Here is a 19,013-nt window from a genome sequence, read left to right as displayed (position 1 = left end):
CACCGAACGCTGTATGCAGCCGTCAGCGTCGGATCACGCCCATCAGCAGGGTAACGAGGAAGATCACCAGGAAGATGAAGAACAACACCTTGGCGATTTCGGTTGCGCCCGCGGCAATGCCTCCAAAGCCGAACACTGCGGCGATGATGGCGATGATGAAGAAAATCACAGCGTATCGAAGCATGGTGCCTCCACCGGTGGATTGTTGAAATGACGTTTGAACGGCGCCCCGTTGCGTACGTCACGCGGCTTCACGGGTGAGATGCCGGCGAGCGGATTTCAGCAATAGATGTGCCATCGCTTGATTGCCGCCGACGTTCCAGCGATTCACGATCAGATAGCCGACGAGCGCCGCCCGCCAAGCGCAGCGGTCCGCCGCGCGCGGCGGCTGGCCCGTCGACGACATCGGCGGCCTCGCGCCGCGTCTGCCGGAGGTCGAGACGGGGCGCTATTCCGATGCCCAGGCGAAGGAGGCTTGCCAGCAGTCGCTGCTGAAGTGGCCGGTGCTCGCGCGGCTGATGAACCTCGTGCCGCGCGACGAAGCCGATGCGCCCGCCGCGCGAGGCGAGCCGCAAGAATCGGCGCTGAAATCAGGCCCGCGTCGAACGCTCAACGCAATTGCGTGAACGCGAGCAGCAACACCATGCTGCCGATCGCGCCATCCAGCACGCGCCACGCGGTTGCGCGGCGAAACAGCGGCGCGAGCATGCGAGCGCCATAGCCGAGCGCGACGAACCACACAGCGCTGACCGTCATCGCGCCGAGCGCGAAGGCGACCCGTGCGCCTTCCGGTTCACGCGCGCCGGCCGTGCCGATCAACAGAAACGTGTCCAGATAGACGTGCGGATTGAGCCACGTGAACGCAAGCGTCATCAGGATGATCGGCAGCGCGCGTTGCGCAGGCGGCGCCTGATCGCGGGACGCGCCGGCCGAGCCATCGAGCACCGCGTGTCCGGGCCGCACCGCGCGGCGCAGCGCGCCGATGCCGAACCAGGCGAGATACGCGAGCCCAACATAGAGCATCGCGTGCACGAGGCGCGGGAAACGCTCCATCAGCATCGCGGCGCCGCCGACGCCCGCGCCGATCAGAATGAAATCGGACAACGTACACAACAGCACGATCTTGCCGACATGCGAGCGCATGATGCCCTGCCGCAGCACGAACGCGTTCTGCGCGCCGATCGTAACGATCAGCGACGCGCACAGCGCCGCGCCATGGGAAAAAGACAACCAGTTCATAAATGGTCCGGAAAAAGGAAAGCAGCGGGGATAGACGGGAAAATCCAACAGCGCTAGTCTGCGGGTTGGCATCTCATAAGAGAAGCTAATTTGCTTAATGCCGATTAAGGAACGCTAATGCTCGACTACGCCTTGCTCGACGCGCTGGCCGCCGTGGTCCGTCACGGCTCGTTCGACCGTGCCGCGAGCGAGCTCAATATCACGCCGTCCGCGGTGTCGCAGCGGGTCAAGCTGCTCGAGGAGCGCGTCGGCAGCGTGCTCGTGAAGCGTGGGCAGCCGTGCGTCGCGACCACCTCGGGCGCGCTGCTATGCCGCCATACCGAACGCGTGCAACTGCTCGAAGCCGAGCTGAAAGGCCGCCTGCCGGCACTGCCCGGCGCGCTCGTCGAGCAGTGGCCGGCACTGCGCGTCGCGGTCAACGACGACAGCGTCGGCACCTGGTTCATCGACGCGGTCGCGCCGTTCTGCGTCGAACGCGAAATGCTGCTCGACCTCGTGATCGACGACCAGGACTACACCGCGCAGCGCATTCGCGACGGCAGCGTGCAGGGCGCGATCACGACGCAGGCCGAACCGGTGCAGGGCTGTCGCTCGACGCGCCTCGGCCGCATGCGATACCTGGCGGTGTGCTCGCCGGCGTTTTTCGCGCGCTATTTCGCCGACGGCGTCACGCGCGACAGCCTGCGGCGCACGCCGTGCGTCGACTTCAATCCAAAGGATCAGCTGCAAAAGCGCTTCATGCGGCGCATTACGCGCGCGGAGCTCGATCCGCCGCTGCACTGGATTCCGCACGTCGCCGGTTTTTTGCGCGCGTGCGTGATGAGCCTCGGCTGGGGTATGTGCCCCGAGCGGATGATCGCCGGGCATTTGCAGCGCGGCGAACTGGTCGAGATCGCGCCGGGCAAGCATATCGACGTCGATCTGTACTGGCAGAGCTGGCGTCTGTCGATCGGCTGGCTCGACGATTTCAGCGCGATGCTCAGAAAGCGGGCGGTAGAGTTTCTCGATTGACCACGCGGCGGGCCGCATGAAAAACCGCGCCAGCCGTTACAGCAACAGCTCGATCGAATGAAACAGGCGGCGCTGTGGCGCGTCCTGCGAGCGCGCGCCTTCGTCGATCGTCTCGCGCAGGCAGTCGAGAAAGCAGGCGGCCGCCGGGCTCGTGGGCGCGCCACGCCGCGACGTGATGCTGACGATGGTTTCGTCCAGCGTTTCACGCAGCGGCAGCGCCCACAGGTTTTCCTTCGCGCGTATCACCTCGACGAGCGGCCACGGAAAGACGCTGACCATATCCGTGTGCGCGAGCAAGCCGAGCACGATCGCGAGCGAATGCGCGAGCACGATCGTGTGCGGCACCGGCATGCCGCGCTTGACGAACAGATTGTTCGACATCGACTCGCGGCTCGCCGGGTCCCAGTTCAGTATCCATTCCGCGTCTTGAAGGTCGAGCAACGTGCGGCAACCGGCCTTCGGATGGTCGCGCCGCGCGACCACCGCCGCGTGCGTCGAAAAGAGCGGCGCGTTCTGAAACTCCGACTGCGGCGACGCGGGCGGCGGCCGGCCGATCGAAAAATCGAGGCTGCCGTCGCGCAGACGCGGCTGCACGACCGCGAGCAGGCCTTCGAAAAATTCCAGTTGCACCTCCGGCATCCGCTCGCGAAAGCGCCGCACGGCGGGCGGCAGAAAAGTCAGCGCGACCCACGGCGTGACGCCGATCGACAGCTTGCCGGCGGCAGCTCCGCGCAACGCCTCGATCTCGGCTTGCGCGCGCTGCAACTGGCCGAGCACGAGCCGCGCATGCACGACGAGCGCGCGCCCGAACTCGGTGAACGCGACACCGCTCGCGCTGCGCACGACGAGCGGCGCGTGCAGATCGGCTTCGAGCTCGCGCATCGCCTTGGTCACGGCGGCCGGGGAAAGCCCCAGCGAGCGGGCGGCCGCCCGGATACTTCCGGTATCGGCGATCGCCGCCAAGGTATTGAGCTGATGCAGTTTCATTCGAATGAGAGGCGAGACGGGGGCAACCAAGGGTTGGCACCGCAACGATTCTACGCCTGCCGCCCGAATATCGGCGCCGCTATGCTGGGTTCACGCTGACAGGGGCGCACCCAGTTGCATGGGATCGGACTAAGCGCTGAAGCGCCAGGTCCGATCGACAGGAGACGGCATGAACACGATGGTCATTCCGGCGGGCATCGCCGAAGTCGAACAGGAAATGATCGCGCTGCGACGCAGCATCCACGCGCATCCGGAGCTCGCCTACGAGGAGTTCGCAACCGGCGATCTGGTCGCCGACCGCCTGCGGGAGTGGGGCTACAGCGTCCATCGCGGCTTGGGGCAGACCGGCGTGGTCGGGCAACTGAAGCTCGGCCACGGCACCCGCCGGCTCGGCCTGCGCGCTGACATGGACGCGCTGCCGATCCAAGAAACCACTGGCCTGCCGTACGCGAGCAAGCTGCCCGGCAAGATGCACGCATGCGGTCACGACGGCCATACGGCGATGCTGCTCGCCGCCGCCTGGCATCTGGCGCGCGAAAAAAGCTTCGACGGCACGCTGAATCTGATCTTCCAGCCGGCCGAGGAAGGGCTCGCCGGCGCGAAGAAAATGCTCGACGACGGCCTGTTCGAACAGTTTCCCTGCGACGCCGTGTTCGCGATGCACAACATGCCGGGTTTTCCTACGGCCAAGCTGGGCTTCATGCCGGGGTCGTTCATGGCGTCGTCGGATACGGTGATCATCAAGGTGATCGGCCGCGGCGGCCATGGCGCGGTGCCGCACAAGGCGGTCGATCCGGTCGTCGTGTGCGCGCAGATCGTGCTCGCGCTGCAGTCGATCGTGTCGCGCAACATCGCGCCGCTCGATATGGCGATCATCACGGTCGGCGCGATTCACGCGGGCGAAGCGCCGAACGTGATCCCCGAAACCGCCGAGATGCGCCTGTCGGTGCGCGCGCTGCGGCCCGAGGTGCGTGACCATCTGCAGCAGCGCATCACCGAGGTCGCGACCGGGCAGGCGGCCGTGTTCGGCGCGCGTGCCGAGGTCGACTATCAGCGTCGCTACCCGGTGCTCGTCAACGATGCGGCCATGACCGCGCTCGCGCGCCAGGTCGCGCTCGACTGGCTGGGCGTCGACGGGCTGATTCACGACATGCAACCGCTGACCGGCAGCGAGGACTTCGCGTTCCTGCTCGAACGCTGCGCGGGCAGCTATCTGATCATCGGCAATGGCGACGGCGAGGGCGGCTGCATGGTCCACAACCCCGGCTACGACTTCAACGACGCTTGCCTCGCGACCGGCGCGGCCTACTGGGTCAAGCTCGCGCAGACGTTCCTCGTTTGACGCGGCGGCGGCGCGCGAGCGCCTTGCCGTAGCAGCCACAAGATAATGACGGAGACACAGATGGACTATTCAGCCACACCGCGGTCCGCGAGCGCCAATGGGCTCGATGCGCTCGATGCGCAGCGCCTCGCCGATGAACCTAAAAAGCGCGTCGGCCACGCGAAGGCGATCGCCGCGATCACGCTCGGCAACGGCCTCGAGTTTTTCGACTTCACGATTTACAGCTTCTTCGCGACGATCATCGGCAAGCTGTATTTCCCGGTCGAAGGTCAGCTCGTGCAGCTGATGCTCGCGGTCGGCACGTTCGGCGTCGGCTTCATCATGCGGCCGGTGGGCGGCATCGTGCTGGGGGGCTACGCGGACCGCGCCGGACGCAAGGCCGCGATGAGCCTGACGCTGTGGCTGATGACGCTCGGTTCCGCGATCATCGCGTTCGCGCCGACCTATGCGGCGATCGGCGTCGCGGCGCCGCTGCTCGTGATTCTCGCGCGGCTGATCCAGGGTTTCGCGCTGGGCGGCGAGGTGGGCGCATCGACGGCGCTGCTGCTCGAATACGGCAGCGATCGCACGCGCGGCTTCTACGGGAGCTGGCAGTTCGTGAGCCAGGGGATGAACACGGTGGCGGGCTCGCTGCTCGGCGTTGCCCTGGCCGCGACGCTGTCGCCGGCCGCGCTCGAAAGCTGGGGCTGGCGCGTGCCGTTCGTGATCGGCATGGCGATGGGGCCGGTCGGCATCTATATCCGGCGGCATCTCGACGAGACGCTGCCGGGTGTTGAAGATGGCACGGCAGCGTCTGGCGGCGCTGTTGCGCAGGCTGCTTCGGATACCGCTGCGAAGCCCGCTGCGCAAGTTCCGTCGCTACCTGTGCGCGACCTGTTCCGCGACCACGCGCGCTCGATCACGACCGGCGTGCTGACGACGATCGGCGGCACCGCGGCGAACTACATCGTGCTGTTCTACCTGTCGACGTACGCGATCCGCATCCTGCATCTGCCGATGACGACCGCGCTGTGGGCCGCGTGGACCGGCGCGGTGGTCACGGTGATCTGCTCGCCGTTCGCGGGCGCGCTGTCGGATCGGGTCGGCCGCAAGCGCGTGCTGTGGGTATCGCGCATGCTGCTGATTCTCGCCGTCTACCCGGCCTTCATGACGATCAACGCGTCGCCGACGGTGCCGGTGCTGCTTGCGGTGGTCGCGGGCCTCGCGCTGCTCGTCACGTTCACCGCGGTGCCCAATATCGTGATGCTGCCCGAGCTGTTTCCGCGCGCGATCCGCGCGACCGGCATGTCGATCGTGTACTGCCTCGGCGTGTCGGTCTTCGGCGGCTTCGCGCAGTTTTTCGCGACCTGGCTGATCCAGATTTCGGGCAGCAATCTCGCGCCGGCGTGGTATCTGATCGGTTGCAGCGTCGTGTCGTTGCTGCCGTTGCCGTTCATGCGAGAGACCGCGGGTAGGGCGATCGATTGACGTGATGGCGATCGGGGTCCGCTGAAAAAAGAGGCGCGATCTTTTCGATCGCGCCTCTTTTGCCATTTGCCCTGCTTCACGCTGACTATCGGATCTTGATGACAACCTTACCCTTTGTGCGTCCGGTTTCGACATAAGCCAAAGCCTCCTGGGTCGACTCGAACGGAAAGCCCCGATCGATGACGGGTCGTATCGCTCGCGCGTCGATCAGTGCGGCAATCCGGCTGAGCTGTTCTCCGCTGGCCCGCATAAAGAGAAATGTATAGCTGACGTCATGACGTTTCGCGGCCTTCCTGATGCGATAACTCAGAAAGCGCATCACCGTTTTCAGGAACCACGACGCACCGATCTCTTTCGCAAATTCGGCATCAGGCGGACCGGCGATCCCGATGAGCTTGCCACCCGGCTTGAGCACACGCAGCGACTTCTCGAGCGCATTGCCGCCTTGCGTATCCAGTACCAGGTCGTAGTCCTTCAGGATGGCCGCAAAGTCGTCATTCCTGTAATCGATGACGATATCCGCGCCGAGTTGCTTCACCAGTTCGATATTCCGCGCGCTCGCTGTTGTCGCGACGGTCGCGCCCACATGCTTCGCCAGTTGAATGGCGAAGCTGCCGACACCGCCCGAGCCGGCATGTATCAGCACTTTCTGCCCTTTCTTCAATTGCCCTTTTTCGATCAGCGCCTGCCAGGCGGTCAATCCCACCAGCGGGATTGAAGCCGCTTCCTCCATCGTGAGTGCTGTCGGCTTGAGGGCCACGCCATCCTCTTTGACCGCGATGAATTCCGCGAAAGTGCCGATGCGATCCTTGTGCGGGCGCGCGTAGACTTCGTCGCCGGGCTTGAATCGCCGCACGCGCGAGCCGATGCGCACGACAACCCCTGCCAGATCGTTGCCCAAAATCAGCGGCAAACGATAGGGCAAAATGAGCTTGAACTCTCCGTCTCTGATTTTGGCATCGAGCGGGTTCACGCCCGCGGCGTGGATCTGGATCAATACGTCGTCCTCGCGCGGCTCTGGAACCGGCATATCGCTGGATCGTAAGCCATTCTTGCGTCCATATCGATCGACGACGAATGCTTGCATCATGGTTCCTTGTCAGTGGCTCGCTAAGTCTGGTTGTTTCGCTGGCAATAGCACGGATGCAGAGCCTTTGAACAGGGAGGAGACAGTCACGTCGTCTACGTTGCCAGCCGCAGATCTTTGCGGATACCGGCGTCCACCAGTCCAGCGGGCGCGAATCTGCGCAGCAATCGCAGACGGGCGGCGAGTCCGCCAGCGGTATAGCGGAGTTTCGGACGAGCCGCGACGGCGGCCTGCAGTACGGTTTCGGCCACGACCTCGGGACCGTCGGCGCCCTCGACCACTTCCTTCACTCGCTTGTCCACGGCCGAGCGCACCTCGCGGTATTCGTCGAGAGGGGCGTCGGGCGCGATGAAGTTCGCGTCGAAAGGCGTCTTGATGTAGGCAGGTTCAATGACCGATACGCGGATGCCCAGCGTACGCAACTCATGGTCGAGCGACTCCGAATAACCTTCCACCGCGTGCTTGGTGGCGGAATACAGCGCCATATAGGGCATTGGCAGAAAACCGAGCACGGAACCGATGTTGATGATGCGGCCGCTGCGTTGTCGCCGCATATGAGGCACGACAGCACGCGTCATGCGGATGATCCCGAAGAAGTTCGTATCGAAGATCGTGCGTGCCTGGTCGATCGAACTCTCTTCCGCGGCGGCAGGGGCGACGCCGAAACCGGCATTGTTCACCAGCAGGTCGATGCGGCCCTGCAGGCGCAGCACTTCGCTGACGGCGGCTGCAACGGATGCATCGCTGGTCACATCGAGCGGCAGCATGTCGAACGACTGTTGGCCGGCTCGTTGGCCGCGCCGACTGGTGCCGTAGACCTTGTATCCGGCCTTCGCAAGCCGCTTTGCCGTGGCTTCGCCGATTCCTGACGAGGCGCCCGTCACGAGCGCTATTTTGGTTTGCATGATGTTCTTCCCAAGATGTCTTTGCGTGGTTGGTTGAGCATTCGTTTCACTCAAATATGATGATGGTCATATTTTCGGTCCAACGAAAACCGGCACAGGGCCGGCGTTTTTACGCTTCAGTCGGTGCGAGTTTTTTCAATGCCGCTTCAAGAAAACTCTCCGATAGTTTGGGGTCGTCGACGGCACGCGCCATCACCATCGTGCCAACCATTGTGGCGACCATCAAAAGCGCCTGTTCGTGCGCGCCTGGCTGACCCCAATCGGGCAATTGGCGCGCGACGACATCGATCATCTCCTTGATGCGGCGGGTGGCCGCGCGCCGTACGGCCGGCGCCTGGCGCGGCATCTCCGAGCCGAGGGCAGAGATCGGGCAACCTGTCTCGATGCTCTCGCAATGCTGCTTCGACAGATAGGCGCGCATCATCGCCGGCAACGCCTGTTCCGGCGGCACGGACGCGGCGATACGCTCCGACAGCGCCACGGATTCAGCTCCGGCGCGGTCAGCGGCTTCGGCAAGCAGCACCTCGCGCGACGGGAAATGGGCATAGAAGCCGCCATGCGTCAGACCTGCCTCCTTCATGATGTCAGCCACGCCCGTGCCGTCGTAGCCGCTGCGCCGAATCGCGCGTGCGGCGACCTCGACGATGCGCTCATGCGTGATTTCCTTGCGGCTGGCTGGCTTTCGGGTGATTGATGGATTTTTCATGATGACCATCATATATCATTCCGGCGGGATTTGCAGGGGCCATCCAGAGACCGACGGTTCAGGCGGTAACCGCTAGAATTGCGGCTTTAGCCCGGAATACGCCAATGTCTTTTGCCTCGCTTGGCCTGATCGATCCCTTGCTGCGCAATGTGCAGGACCTCAATTACCAGACACCTACGCCGGTGCAGGCCAAGGCGATTCCTGCCGTGCTCAGTGGCAAGGACGTCATGGCTGCGGCACAGACCGGCACTGGCAAAACGGCGGGTTTTGCGCTGCCGCTGTTGCAACGGCTGGTGCAACACGGCCCTGCGGTGTCCAGCAACCGCGCGCGTGTTCTGGTGCTGGTGCCCACGCGTGAACTGGCCGAACAAGTGCTGCAAAGCTTTATCGCTTACGGCAACGGCCTCGACTTACGATTTCTGGCCGCCTACGGCGGTGTGAGTATCAACCCGCAGATGATGAAGTTGCGCAAAGGCGTGGACGTGCTCGTCGCCACGCCGGGCCGTTTGCTAGATCTCAATCGCCAGAACGCGGTGCAGTTTGATCAGGTACAAACGCTGGTGCTGGATGAAGCCGACCGCATGCTGGATCTGGGCTTTGCGCGCGAACTCAACGCCGTCTTCGCTGCCTTGCCCGCTCAGCGCCAGACCCTGCTGTTCTCTGCCACGTTTACCGATGAGATCCGCGCCATGGCGGCGGGCATTCTGCGCGGCCCGGTCAATATCAGCGTCAGCCCGCCCAATGCCACGGCCAGTAAGATCAAGCAGTGGGTGGTGCCGGTGGATAAAAAGAACAAGCCCGACCTCTTCATGCACCTTGTGGCTGAGAACGACTGGAAGCACGCGCTGGTGTTCGTCAAAACCCGCAATGGCGTGGATTACCTGGCGGCCATGCTGGATGAAGCGGGCTATGCGGTCGACACCATCCACGGCGACAAACCGCAACCCGCGCGCCTGCGTGCGCTGGAGCGCTTCAAGACGGGCGAAGTACATATGCTGGTCGCTACCGATGTGGCTGCGCGCGGGCTGGATATCGACGATCTGCCGCTGGTGATCAACGTTGATCTGCCGATCGTGGCGCAAGACTATGTGCACCGTATTGGCCGTACCGGCCGAGCGGGCGCCAGCGGCGTGGCGGTGTCCCTTGTGTGCGCCGATGAAGCCCCGCAACTGGCCGCGATTGAAGCGCTGATCCGGCAAACGCTGCGCCGTGAAGAAGAGCCGGGTTTTGAAGCCGAACACCGCGTGCCGCAAACTAGCGCCACGGGCCAGATCATCAAGAAACCCAAAAAGCCTAAGAAGCCCAAAGTGCCGCAAGCTGCGCCGGGCGCCATGCAGGTGCTCAGCAAAAAACCGCGCCCGCAAAGTGGCGAAAACAAACGCAAGCCCGCGGCGCAACGCGCTGTGGCCGCGGGTAAAGGCGCAAGCTTGTCCAGCGGTAGCCCATTCAGCGTGCAAAAGCCACGCAGCAAACCGGCCAGCAAGCCAGTTGCGGGTTCACGTAAGCCGGCTGGCAAACCCGCTGGTGGTCGCGGCAAACGCCAACCCTGATCCGTGTGTGACGGCAACGCACGCGCCATTCCATCTCACATCATCCGACCTTAGCGGATTCCGCGTTTGATCAACGGAATGAGCGAGTCGATCGTCGCAGGTGTTTGGACACCTGCGCCGGTGTTGATGGTCAGTCCCGCGAAATGATAAGCAGCCGAGAGCACGCATTGCGTGACCGGCAGGAAGCCTTGCAGATAGAGTTGCTGGTCGAGCGTCGCGGTAATGTATTTGCTCTGCAGCCCCGAAATCGTGGCCGGTGCCAGATCGATGCCACCAATGATGATTTGCCCCGGCTTCTTGCCAGCCTGCTGGAGCGCCTGCGGAATGAACCCGGTTACACCGCCGTGCTGAGTCCCAATCGCCCTCAGATTAGGGTGCGCCTGGATAAAGGCGACCAGGATCGGCACGGCGAGCGATGAATCGGAATCCACCTGAGGTGAGATATTGAGCCTGGTCACCTTTACGCCGGCCTTCTCCAGCGTTTCGGCAAGACCACGGTCAGACTGACTGCGCACACTCTCGTTGAACACACCGTATTCCAGCGCCTCGTCGCCCTTCTTGATCCCAGCGTTGAGCATCGCCTGCGCGGTGATCTGCCCGCCGACGTAGAGTTCGACGCCGGCGTAGCCGAAGCCCTTCGCGTCGTAAAGTTTCTGGTTCTCGGGTAGCGGCGTGTTGCCGACGGTAACGATGATGCCCTGGTCTACCGCCTGCTTGATCAGTGGCGCGAAGGCTGGATCGCCCGGATGGCCCATGATGCCGATGCACGTCGGATGCGCCGCCATCGCCTGGCGAAACTGCGCAAGCATTGTCTCTGGGCTCCAGGCCGAGAACTGCTCGATCACCTTGATGCCTAAGGCATGCGCCGCGTCCGCAGCCCCGGTCTGACGTGGCAGCGTCGCGCCGTCGCCAGGGTTTCCGCCCATCTGCATATACATTGTCATACCGGCCCCGAGCGGCCCCGTCGTGGTCGGCTCGGTGGCACCGGCCGTCTGCGCGAGGCCAAACGCGAGAATACTCGCCCCCAGGAGGGATCCCGTCATGATCTTGATCATTTCTGCTCCTTTCTCCTGATTTAACGGCTTTATCGCCCCCCAAGCCTGAATCTTTCGCGCAACACGCGCAGCTTGGCGGGATTCTCTACCAACAGATGCAGCGTCACAGCGACGATGAACACCACCCCTTCGATCGCCTGTACCCAGAAGCCGGCGATACCTGTCGCAACGATTCCGGCCTCCAGCATGCCAATCACGAAAGTGCCGAAGAAGGTACCCACGATCGTCGCCGTGCCACCAAACACCGAGGTTCCGCCGATGAACACGCCGGCCAGCGCCGGCAGCAGATAGCCCTGCCCCTGGGTTGAAAAATAGTTCAGATTCTCGAGCGTGAGCAGCACCGTGGCGAAACCGGCCAGCACACCCATCAGCGTGAACAATTTCACTGTCTCACGCACGACATTGATGCCCACGACCTTCGCCACGTTTCGGTTGTCTCCGATGAACAGCAGGTGCTCGCCAAAACGGTGACGATTGAGGATGAACCACATGAACGCTGCAAGCCCGAGCGCCCAGAGCGCTTGCATCGGGACCACACCGAACAACGTGCCCGCGAATACTGCATAGGCTGAACCGTTGGCGAGCTCCTGTAGCGCATTGGAGAGCCCGCCGGACAGGATCGAAGCAACCCCAGCCCAGAGGAACTGCGTGCCGATTGTCACGATGATCGAAGGCACACCGACCACCGCGACCAGCACCCCGTTCACCACGCCGACCAGCGCGCCGCCCGCCAATGCCGCGATCACGGCTAGCCAGGCTGATCCGGTGGTGTTCACGCACCAGGCGAACAGGAAGCCCGAGAATGCCATCACGGAGGGGAAGGACAGATCAATTTCCCCCGCCGCAACCACCAGAGTGAGCCCGATCGCCAACACCGCCAGCGGTGGCACGGTGGTCAGGAAGGAGAAGTAGATTGGCCAGCCTAAAAAGACGCGCGGTGCGGTTGCCATGAACAGGCCGACCACCAACGCGAACACGACCAGGCTCGGCACTCCCTCGATGCGTGCAAAATCCGGCAGGCGAAAACGCACCAGCCGCGCCGGCTGTTCGTCTTTTATCGGATCACTCACGTCCTTGCCCCGCAGCCAGCGCCGGCCCGTGCCCGCTCTGCTGTAGCGAAATCAAGAACCGGGTGAGTTCCTCGAGGCTCATCTCACCCGACTTCATATCCGCGACGATCCGGCCACGATCGAGCACGACGAGCCGATCGGCGAGCTCGTGCACATGGGCGAGGTTATGTTCGATGTAGATGCAGGCGCGGCCGGACTCCTTGATCGACCGTACGAAGTCGAGAACCTTACGTACCTCGCTAATGGCAAGCGCAACCGTGGGTTCATCGAGAATGATCAGATCGCTGTCGAAATACATCGCCCGTCCGATCGCGATGCCCTGGCGCTCGCCACCGGAGAGTTTCGCAATCAGCGAATCCGCGTCGATCCCCACGCCGCGGAAACCGAGCTGGCGCTTCAAAATATCGTTGGCAATGCGCCGCTGTTCGGCAACTTTGATGAAGCCGAACCGGTTGGTGATCTGCCGGCCGACAAAAAAATTACGCCACAGCGGCTGCTTCTCGCCCAGCGATTTTTCCTGATAGACCGTCTCGAAGCGCAGTCGGTGCGCCTCGCGCACCGAAAAGCGGTTCCAGTCGACCTCCTCGTCCCGGATGAACAGCTTGCCCGTGCTCGGCCGCACGACACCAGTCAGTACCTTGATGAGCGTCGACTTACCCGCGCCGTTATCACCGATCAGGCCGACGATCTCGTTCCGCCCAATGGCCAGATCGATGCCGGAAAGCGCCCGTATCTTGCCGTAGGACAGGCTGATACCTTGGGCGCGCACGATATGCTGATAGGCGCACGTACTGGGCGCTGCCTGGTTCGGCATCACGCCACGCTCCGGCTCGAATGACCCACAGCGATGTTGTGAACGACGACAGCCATAGATCTTTCCCCTTTGCTTATCGATCGCCGCATCAACTTACATTGGAAGTGTCCCTGAAATTTAGCAAGCCTTAGAGTCCAGTTCAAGAATCGCTTACGAGACCGCTTATATTTCATCGGGAAAATATTAGCCTTGGGCACTTGAACAACGCACAACCTAAGGGATAGAAGAAGCGCGTCAGAAGGGTCCCACAGGACGAGCGGCCACAAACGCCCGGTCAAAAAAGCGCAAAAAGCAGAGGTATCGGCATGCATCCGCCACGCCAGCGGCTATTCTTCAGACGCTACGACTAACGCGTTTCAGGCCGGCTCTGCGGGTCGTCGTTAGCCATTCCGCGCCCCACGCGGAAAGGGGGTATGTCACGTCCAGAACTTCAGATGAGCAAGCCCGTCAGCTTCGGTCCCACATACGACTTCGGACCTGGCGGGGTATGGGCCATGCCCGCCGGAGCAACGCACCCCGTGCTGCGGTGGCAACTGGGTCAGTAGATGGCGAAGGCTTGTCGGCAAGGGGGGAACTCGACACGACGCAGATGCTGTCGTGAAAATCATTTGGGCGGGACAACTCCGGGAGGTCGGCGATGAATTGCTCCATTCGCGCGAGGCTTATCCAGTCTGCCTGGATCATCCTTCTGGCCGTGCCCTGTGCGGCATGGGCGCAATCGCAAACGATAGTCACGATCGCTGGCACTGGGGCGCAAGGGTAGAGAATCAGCGGCCCAACGCGATGGTTAGCCAGGCGATGCATCGCGGGCCCCAGCACTTCGTTGTGCATTTTTGCGGCGCCACGTCGAAACGCTGCAGCCGAAGCGGCCGTTGAACCAGCGGGAAAACGCGCTCAGCGATGAGAAGCCTACCAGCGTAGCCACTTCAGACAGCGGCCGGTCGCCGCTACTGACATACCGCATCACCTGTTCAACCCGCACCGCATCGACAATCGACAGAAAGCTGTCACCCTGACGGGCGAGGTGGCGATTCACGGTCGTGCGATCCACGCCCAGATGCTGCGCGATCCGGTCGGCCGAGCAGGTGCCAGACGGCAAAAGCGCAATGACCAGTTTCCTGACCTTGTCGGACATGGTTGCGTTGGACCGAAGCAGCATCGAATCCAGATACTGGCGCACCTGCTGCGCCATGACCGGATCGTAAGCTGGAATCGCGGCGTCGAGATCCGCTGCGAGGCACACGATGCCGTCGAAATCCTGGTTGAACTCAACGGGCGCGCCAAATACACGCGCATGCATGGCGAGGCTGGCTGGAGCGCTGTACGTGAGACAGATGGTGCGCGGCTTCCAGGCGGCGCCCAGCACCAGGCCCAGTGTCCGGTACAGGACGCCCAGTATCAACTCCGTTGCCTGGCGCATCGAGCCAGGCATGCCGCCCATGAGGTCTTCGCGGATGATGGCGAGTCCTGCCGTCTCCTCGACGCGCATCACCACCGCCTCGTTCTGCAGGCGCAGATAGTGCGCCATCGATTCGAGCGCGCGGCGCAGTGTCGGCTGTTCCCGCATCGCAAAACCGAGAGGGCCAAGGTTGGACAGGTGGCGGGTCTCGGCCATGCGCAGCGCGAAATCCTCGACGGCAGCGGCCCGGGCGGAGGTTTCCAGCAACCGCGCCACTGCCTCGGCCGGAATCATGATGTCGGGGTTCAGCAACGCGGAACGGTCAATGCCGGCATCACTTAACTGCTGGTAAGGATCAAGGCCCACCGATCGGGCCACTTCGACGTAACTGGTCAGGGAGGCACTGCGAAGCAGATAGGACATATGGTTTTCCCTCGTGCATCAAAATGTAAATTTTTTGCCTCAATTTGTCAAACCGCTATTTGCCAGTAGTCCGATACTTGCCTCCAGAGACGCGTAATGACCAACGCGTACGGAAATTCGAGAAGTTCGAGAGGAGGCGAAACAATGAGCAATGAGACGAGCCGCAGCGCGACCCCGGTCTGCGATCAGCTGCGCGCAACCGGCAACTGGAATCCCGCCTGGGATGCCATTGCAGAACTCGATCCTGTCTGGGCCGAGAAATTCATGGCGATGGGCATGCACGCCGTGATGTCGGGTGTGCTGGAACCGAAGGTGTTCGAGTTCCTCGCCATCGCGGTCGACGCGTCCTGCACGCATATGTATGCGCCGGGCACACGCCGTCACATCCGCCGCGCGCTCGAACTGGGCGCCACCAGGGAAGAAATCGCTGCGGTCTTACAGGCGGTTAGCGTCCTTGGCATTCATTCCTCCAGTCTCGGCGCGCCGATCCTGCTGGAAGAACTGGCCGCCTTCGAGAAGGCAAACGTCGACGCTGCGCAGGCCGTTGCCTGACGTCAGCGCCGTCACTTCATTAATTTTCAAAGAGGAACACAGACCATGCATTTCATGGACGACTCCCTGCTGCCTGAAAACCAGGAAAAACTCGTGATCCAGGTGGCGCCCTATGGGCCGCAATGGATCCCCGGCGATTCGGACGATATCCCGGTCACGATGGACGAGCAGGTGCAGAAGGCCGTCGACTGCTACAACGCAGGCGCGAGCGTGCTGCACGTGCACGTGCGCGAGGAGGACGGCAAGGGCAGCAAGCGTCTGTCGAAGTTCAACGACATGCTTGCCCGTCTGCGCGATGCTGTGCCGAAGATGGTGCTGCAGGTCGGCGGCTCGATCTCATTCGCGCCGGAGAATGAAGGCGAAGCGGCCCAATGGCAAAACGATGACACACGTCACATGCTCGCGGAGTTGAACCCCCGTCCGGATCAGGTCACCGTCGCAATCAACACCAGCCAGATGAACGTGATGGAGTTGATGACCGAGGCCGACATCGCGGGTACCTCGCTCATGAACCCGGCGCTGCAGGCTGCCTATCGCGACATGATCGTGCCGTCCAATCCCTCATGGCACGTCGAACACATCAGGCGTCTCGTCGCCAACGGCATCCAGCCGCAGTTCATGCTGGGGAATCTGACGCAACTCGAAACGGTCGAGCGTCTTATTCGCAACGGTGCGTATAGCGGTCCGCTGAATATCAATTACGTGGCAATTGGCGGCGGCGCGGCCGGGTTGCACCCCGCCGACATGATCGAGTTTGCCCGCCGCACCCCGGAGGGCGCGGTGCTTACGTTCGAAACGCTGAACCGGAACGTGGTGCCGATGAATACGCTGGCGATTGCGCTGGGCCTGCATGTACGGGTCGGTATCGAAGACACGCTGTTCGGCCCGAACGGCGAGCGGGCGACTTCAGTGCAGCAGATCGAGCAGATGGTGCGCATTGCGCGCGAGCTCAATCGCGACATCGCGAGCGGCGAGGATGCCCACCGCATCTATCAGATCGGCACCCAGTGGGGTTCGGTCGACGAGACGCTGGACAACCTGCGCATGGTCCCTAATCGCACGCCCGGCCGGCGCGACGTGCCGGCACGCAAGGTCGCCTGAGCGGGGATAACGGGGCGCAACGCGGCAGCGTATCGCGTTGCGCCTCGCTCTGAACCCTCTCAGGCATGGAGACAGATGATGTTCTGGAAGAAAAGCCCCTCTGCGGTTCTGGCGTCGCTACTGGTGATCCACCTGCTGGCCCACATCGACCGCAATATGCTGCTCGGTTTCTCGCCGCAGATCATTAAAGACCTGGCGCTCAGCAACACGCAATACGGCTTTCTCGTCGGCGCGGTATGGGTGCTGAGCTTCGGCGTGATGGCGATGTTCATGGGCACCCTTGCGGACCGCTTCAGCCGCACCCGGGTCATCGCCGCCGGCGTGCTGATCTGGAGCGCCTGCACGCTGGCCTCGGGCCATGCCCAGAGCTTTGAGCAGATGGTGGTGGCGCGCTTTTTCGTCGCTAGCGGCGAGGCGGCGCTGGTACCTGCCGCGGTGGCCCTGCTGGCTGAACTCTTCTCGGAGAAGCGACGAGGCACGGCGATGGGGCTGTTCTTCATGGGGATACCCATGGGCGTCGGCTGCAGTTTCCTGCTCGCCGGCAGCTTTGGCGCCACGCATGGCTGGCGGACCACGTTCTATGTCCTTGGCATCGTCGGCGTCGCCGTTGCCTTGCCGCTGGCGCTGCTCAAGGAAGACCGTAGCCAGCTCGCACCGCAGGAACGCGGCGCGCCGTTCGTAGCCCAGGCGCTCGCGGTGTTGCGCACCGTCGGTGGCAACCGTGCGCTGGGCTTCGTGATCGTTGGTTTCGTACTGGTGCACCTCGTTTTTGCCAGCTTTTCCTTCTCGCAGTTGTGGCTCGTCAACGAGCGCGGCATGAACGCGGCTGGCATTGCCACCAGGATCGGCGCGCTACAGCTGGTGTTCGGCACGCTGGGCGCGGTGATGGGTGGCGTCATGGGCGATCGTGTGGCGAGCAAACTGCGCGGCGGACACGCCAGCTTCATGGCGCTCCTTGTCGTGATCTGCGCGCCGTTGATGCTGGCCTGCCGTTTCGTCCCGGTCAGTTCGCCGCTGTTCTACATCGGCATGTGCGCGGGATTCTTCCTGCCGCTGGCGGTGTACGGCCCGGGCGCGGCGGCGATCATGAGCATGGCACCCCAGAAGATGCGCTCGACGATCTTCGGTTTCACGATGCTCTCGATCAACGTATTCGCCCTTGCCATCGGCACCGTGGTCATCGGGATGGCCGCCGACCATTTCATCAAGGCTGGCGCCACCGCTCCGCTGACGGGTGTCCTGATCGCCACTGACGTGCTGACGATCAGTTCAGCGCTGTTTTTCGCCCTCGCGGCGCGCGCCTCGCGCAGGCAGCGTGCGCTCGCGCTGCACAACATACAACCTGTGAGGTAATGGACATGCAAGACCAACGTCGGAATCTGGAAAGGCGTGTCGCCCTCGTCACCGGTGCCGGTCGCGGGATGGGCGGTGCCATCGCCGTGGATCTGGCCCGCGCCGGTGCACGGGTCGCGATCTGCGATATCGACATGCCGGCCCTCGAAGAAACGCGCGCTGCCGTGGAAGCGGCCGGCGCACCGTGTCTGGCGCTGCGCTGCGACGTCTCGTCCAGCAGCGAAGTCGCCAACCTGTTCGCCGCGATCGTCGAGCGCTTCGGGACGTTGCACATTCTCGTCAACAACGCCGCGCTCGTGCCGAACACGCCGATCGATACGGCGCGCCGCAACAGGCATTACGCCTATCTCACCACGCCCGTGCAGCGGCAATCGCTGGCTTTCACCAGCAGCATCAGCGACGAGGAGTGGCATCGTTACTGGGACGTCAACGTGCACGGCCTCTTTTACTGCACCCGCGAAGCGCTCAGGCTGATGCAGCCGCAGCGCGACGGCAGGATCATCAACATCGCGTCGATTGCGGGCATCTCGGCCATGAGCGCCCATAGCCCGCACTACAGCGCCACCAAGGGCGCGGTGGTTGCCTTCACGAAGTCGGTCGCAGCCGAAGTCGCGGGCGCCAATATCTTCGTCAACGCGATGGCGCCTGGGGGTGTGGCCACTCCCGAATTCACGGAATACTTCGAGGCCGCCGGTGAGGAAAAGCGCAACCAGTTCTGGCAAGTGGTGCCGGCCGGACGCCTGGGCACGATGGAAGAATACGCCTCGACGGTGACCTATCTGGCCGGCGACCACTACCTGGTCGGCCAGGTGATCAGCCCGAATGGCGGCGTGGTGATATGACCGGATGCGCCGCGTGACCTGAAGCGATCACGCCTGAAAATCCTTGCATCGACCTCTTCAGCATCTGCCATAACAATCAGTTCTGCGAATAGGATTGTGAACGCTTCTGG

Annotated in this window: 19 protein-coding genes; 8 read left to right on the top strand and 11 right to left on the bottom strand. The window is 63.0% G+C overall.

Annotation, left to right across the window (positions count from 1 at the left end):
- Positions 1-22: 22 nt before the first annotated feature.
- From OKW38_RS12835 to OKW38_RS12825, 3 genes are all read right to left on the bottom strand, one after another.
- On the bottom strand, positions 23-184 hold the full coding sequence (locus tag OKW38_RS12835) for a DUF1328 domain-containing protein (RefSeq protein ID WP_013089029.1): 162 nt from the start codon (positions 182-184) through the stop codon (positions 23-25).
- A gap of 57 nt (positions 185-241) precedes the next feature.
- Complete coding sequence (locus OKW38_RS12830) at positions 242-406, bottom strand: hypothetical protein (RefSeq protein ID WP_184062126.1); 165 nt, start codon at positions 404-406, stop codon at positions 242-244.
- A 203-nt stretch (positions 407-609) separates the two neighbouring features.
- Entirely contained in the window at positions 610-1,239 is a 630-nt protein-coding gene (locus OKW38_RS12825) for a LysE/ArgO family amino acid transporter (RefSeq protein ID WP_429361767.1), read from the bottom strand.
- A gap of 117 nt (positions 1,240-1,356) precedes the next feature.
- Between OKW38_RS12825 and OKW38_RS12820 the strand changes: the two genes are divergently transcribed.
- Positions 1,357-2,250 (top strand): LysR family transcriptional regulator ArgP, encoded by an 894-nt coding sequence (locus OKW38_RS12820; protein WP_184062124.1) that lies wholly within the window; start codon positions 1,357-1,359, stop codon positions 2,248-2,250.
- A gap of 36 nt (positions 2,251-2,286) precedes the next feature.
- Here the strand turns inward: OKW38_RS12820 and OKW38_RS12815 are convergent, their stop codons facing one another.
- A complete protein-coding gene (locus tag OKW38_RS12815; RefSeq protein ID WP_090803908.1) occupies positions 2,287-3,237 on the bottom strand; it encodes a LysR substrate-binding domain-containing protein in 951 nt (316 codons plus the stop codon).
- A gap of 169 nt (positions 3,238-3,406) precedes the next feature.
- Between OKW38_RS12815 and OKW38_RS12810 the strand changes: the two genes are divergently transcribed.
- Positions 3,407-4,579, top strand: coding sequence for a M20 aminoacylase family protein (locus OKW38_RS12810; RefSeq protein ID WP_090803910.1), 1,173 nt, complete (start codon positions 3,407-3,409; stop codon positions 4,577-4,579).
- Positions 4,580-4,639: 60 nt separating this feature from the next.
- Complete coding sequence (locus tag OKW38_RS12805; RefSeq protein ID WP_429361765.1) at positions 4,640-6,046, top strand: MFS transporter; 1,407 nt, start codon at positions 4,640-4,642, stop codon at positions 6,044-6,046.
- Positions 6,047-6,131: 85 nt separating this feature from the next.
- Here OKW38_RS12805 and OKW38_RS12800 read toward each other — a convergent pair whose 3' ends face one another.
- The 3 genes from OKW38_RS12800 to OKW38_RS12790 form a co-directional block, all read right to left on the bottom strand.
- Positions 6,132-7,133 carry an NADP-dependent oxidoreductase gene (locus OKW38_RS12800; protein ID WP_429361764.1) on the bottom strand — a complete coding sequence of 334 codons (1,002 nt, stop codon included), beginning with the start codon at positions 7,131-7,133 and terminating at the stop codon, positions 6,132-6,134.
- 95 nt (positions 7,134-7,228) lie between these two features.
- Complete coding sequence (locus tag OKW38_RS12795) at positions 7,229-8,038, bottom strand: oxidoreductase (protein WP_429361763.1); 810 nt, start codon at positions 8,036-8,038, stop codon at positions 7,229-7,231.
- A gap of 109 nt (positions 8,039-8,147) precedes the next feature.
- Positions 8,148-8,756: a TetR/AcrR family transcriptional regulator gene (locus OKW38_RS12790; protein WP_429361762.1), complete on the bottom strand. Its 609-nt coding sequence runs from the start codon at positions 8,754-8,756 to the stop codon at positions 8,148-8,150.
- Between the two features lie 92 nt (positions 8,757-8,848).
- Here OKW38_RS12790 and OKW38_RS12785 point away from each other — a divergent pair, with 92 nt between their 5' ends.
- On the top strand, positions 8,849-10,294 hold the full coding sequence (locus tag OKW38_RS12785; protein WP_429361761.1) for a DEAD/DEAH box helicase: 1,446 nt from the start codon (positions 8,849-8,851) through the stop codon (positions 10,292-10,294).
- Positions 10,295-10,344: 50 nt separating this feature from the next.
- Here the strand turns inward: OKW38_RS12785 and OKW38_RS12780 are convergent, their stop codons facing one another.
- The 4 genes from OKW38_RS12780 to OKW38_RS12765 all read right to left on the bottom strand — a co-directional run bounded on the left by OKW38_RS12780 (position 10,345) and on the right by OKW38_RS12765 (position 15,055).
- Positions 10,345-11,349 (bottom strand): substrate-binding domain-containing protein, encoded by a 1,005-nt coding sequence (locus OKW38_RS12780; protein WP_429336090.1) that lies wholly within the window; start codon positions 11,347-11,349, stop codon positions 10,345-10,347.
- A gap of 29 nt (positions 11,350-11,378) precedes the next feature.
- Complete coding sequence (locus OKW38_RS12775) at positions 11,379-12,419, bottom strand: ABC transporter permease (protein ID WP_429336091.1); 1,041 nt, start codon at positions 12,417-12,419, stop codon at positions 11,379-11,381.
- A complete protein-coding gene (locus tag OKW38_RS12770; RefSeq protein ID WP_429361759.1) occupies positions 12,412-13,233 on the bottom strand; it encodes an ATP-binding cassette domain-containing protein in 822 nt (273 codons plus the stop codon). Before OKW38_RS12770 ends, OKW38_RS12775 begins: the two co-directional genes overlap by 8 nt.
- Before the next feature lie 787 nt (positions 13,234-14,020).
- Positions 14,021-15,055, bottom strand: coding sequence for an AraC family transcriptional regulator (locus OKW38_RS12765; RefSeq protein WP_429361757.1), 1,035 nt, complete (start codon positions 15,053-15,055; stop codon positions 14,021-14,023).
- A gap of 144 nt (positions 15,056-15,199) precedes the next feature.
- Between OKW38_RS12765 and OKW38_RS12760 the strand changes: the two genes are divergently transcribed.
- The 4 genes from OKW38_RS12760 to OKW38_RS12745 all read left to right on the top strand — a co-directional run bounded on the left by OKW38_RS12760 (position 15,200) and on the right by OKW38_RS12745 (position 18,903).
- On the top strand, positions 15,200-15,607 hold the full coding sequence (locus OKW38_RS12760; protein ID WP_090803921.1) for a carboxymuconolactone decarboxylase family protein: 408 nt from the start codon (positions 15,200-15,202) through the stop codon (positions 15,605-15,607).
- A gap of 45 nt (positions 15,608-15,652) precedes the next feature.
- Positions 15,653-16,708, top strand: coding sequence for a 3-keto-5-aminohexanoate cleavage protein (locus OKW38_RS12755; RefSeq protein WP_090803923.1), 1,056 nt, complete (start codon positions 15,653-15,655; stop codon positions 16,706-16,708).
- A gap of 75 nt (positions 16,709-16,783) precedes the next feature.
- Entirely contained in the window at positions 16,784-18,061 is a 1,278-nt protein-coding gene (locus OKW38_RS12750) for an MFS transporter (protein WP_429361756.1), read from the top strand.
- A gap of 5 nt (positions 18,062-18,066) precedes the next feature.
- The gene (locus tag OKW38_RS12745) at positions 18,067-18,903 is read left to right on the top strand and encodes an SDR family NAD(P)-dependent oxidoreductase (RefSeq protein ID WP_429361755.1); all 837 of its coding nucleotides are present in this window, start codon (positions 18,067-18,069) and stop codon (positions 18,901-18,903) included.
- The last annotated feature ends 110 nt before the right edge of the window (positions 18,904-19,013 follow it).

This window comes from Paraburkholderia sp. MM5496-R1, from assembly GCF_050436205.1.
In the GTDB taxonomy this organism is placed as follows: domain Bacteria; phylum Pseudomonadota; class Gammaproteobacteria; order Burkholderiales; family Burkholderiaceae; genus Paraburkholderia; species Paraburkholderia tuberum.
Note: the sequence above shows the minus strand (reverse complement) of the source record. Positions and strands in the feature narration are given on the sequence as shown.

What these genes read in the sequence shown, in the direction of transcription:
- OKW38_RS12835 (WP_013089029.1), bottom strand. Translation starts at nt 184, where the DNA reads ATGCTTCGATACGCTGTGATTTTCTTCATCATCGCCATCATCGCCGCA.
- OKW38_RS12830 (WP_184062126.1), bottom strand. Translation starts at nt 406, where the DNA reads ATGTCGTCGACGGGCCAGCCGCCGCGCGCGGCGGACCGCTGCGCTTGG.
- OKW38_RS12825 (WP_429361767.1), bottom strand. Translation starts at nt 1,239, where the DNA reads ATGAACTGGTTGTCTTTTTCCCATGGCGCGGCGCTGTGCGCGTCGCTG.
- OKW38_RS12820 (WP_184062124.1), top strand. Translation starts at nt 1,357, where the DNA reads ATGCTCGACTACGCCTTGCTCGACGCGCTGGCCGCCGTGGTCCGTCAC.
- OKW38_RS12815 (WP_090803908.1), bottom strand. Translation starts at nt 3,237, where the DNA reads ATGAAACTGCATCAGCTCAATACCTTGGCGGCGATCGCCGATACCGGA.
- OKW38_RS12810 (WP_090803910.1), top strand. Translation starts at nt 3,407, where the DNA reads ATGAACACGATGGTCATTCCGGCGGGCATCGCCGAAGTCGAACAGGAA.
- OKW38_RS12805 (WP_429361765.1), top strand. Translation starts at nt 4,640, where the DNA reads ATGGACTATTCAGCCACACCGCGGTCCGCGAGCGCCAATGGGCTCGAT.
- OKW38_RS12800 (WP_429361764.1), bottom strand. Translation starts at nt 7,133, where the DNA reads ATGCAAGCATTCGTCGTCGATCGATATGGACGCAAGAATGGCTTACGA.
- OKW38_RS12795 (WP_429361763.1), bottom strand. Translation starts at nt 8,038, where the DNA reads ATGCAAACCAAAATAGCGCTCGTGACGGGCGCCTCGTCAGGAATCGGC.
- OKW38_RS12790 (WP_429361762.1), bottom strand. Translation starts at nt 8,756, where the DNA reads ATGATGGTCATCATGAAAAATCCATCAATCACCCGAAAGCCAGCCAGC.
- OKW38_RS12785 (WP_429361761.1), top strand. Translation starts at nt 8,849, where the DNA reads ATGTCTTTTGCCTCGCTTGGCCTGATCGATCCCTTGCTGCGCAATGTG.
- OKW38_RS12780 (WP_429336090.1), bottom strand. Translation starts at nt 11,349, where the DNA reads ATGATCAAGATCATGACGGGATCCCTCCTGGGGGCGAGTATTCTCGCG.
- OKW38_RS12770 (WP_429361759.1), bottom strand. Translation starts at nt 13,233, where the DNA reads ATGCCGAACCAGGCAGCGCCCAGTACGTGCGCCTATCAGCATATCGTG.
- OKW38_RS12765 (WP_429361757.1), bottom strand. Translation starts at nt 15,055, where the DNA reads ATGTCCTATCTGCTTCGCAGTGCCTCCCTGACCAGTTACGTCGAAGTG.
- OKW38_RS12760 (WP_090803921.1), top strand. Translation starts at nt 15,200, where the DNA reads ATGAGCAATGAGACGAGCCGCAGCGCGACCCCGGTCTGCGATCAGCTG.
- OKW38_RS12755 (WP_090803923.1), top strand. Translation starts at nt 15,653, where the DNA reads ATGCATTTCATGGACGACTCCCTGCTGCCTGAAAACCAGGAAAAACTC.
- OKW38_RS12750 (WP_429361756.1), top strand. Translation starts at nt 16,784, where the DNA reads ATGATGTTCTGGAAGAAAAGCCCCTCTGCGGTTCTGGCGTCGCTACTG.
- OKW38_RS12745 (WP_429361755.1), top strand. Translation starts at nt 18,067, where the DNA reads ATGCAAGACCAACGTCGGAATCTGGAAAGGCGTGTCGCCCTCGTCACC.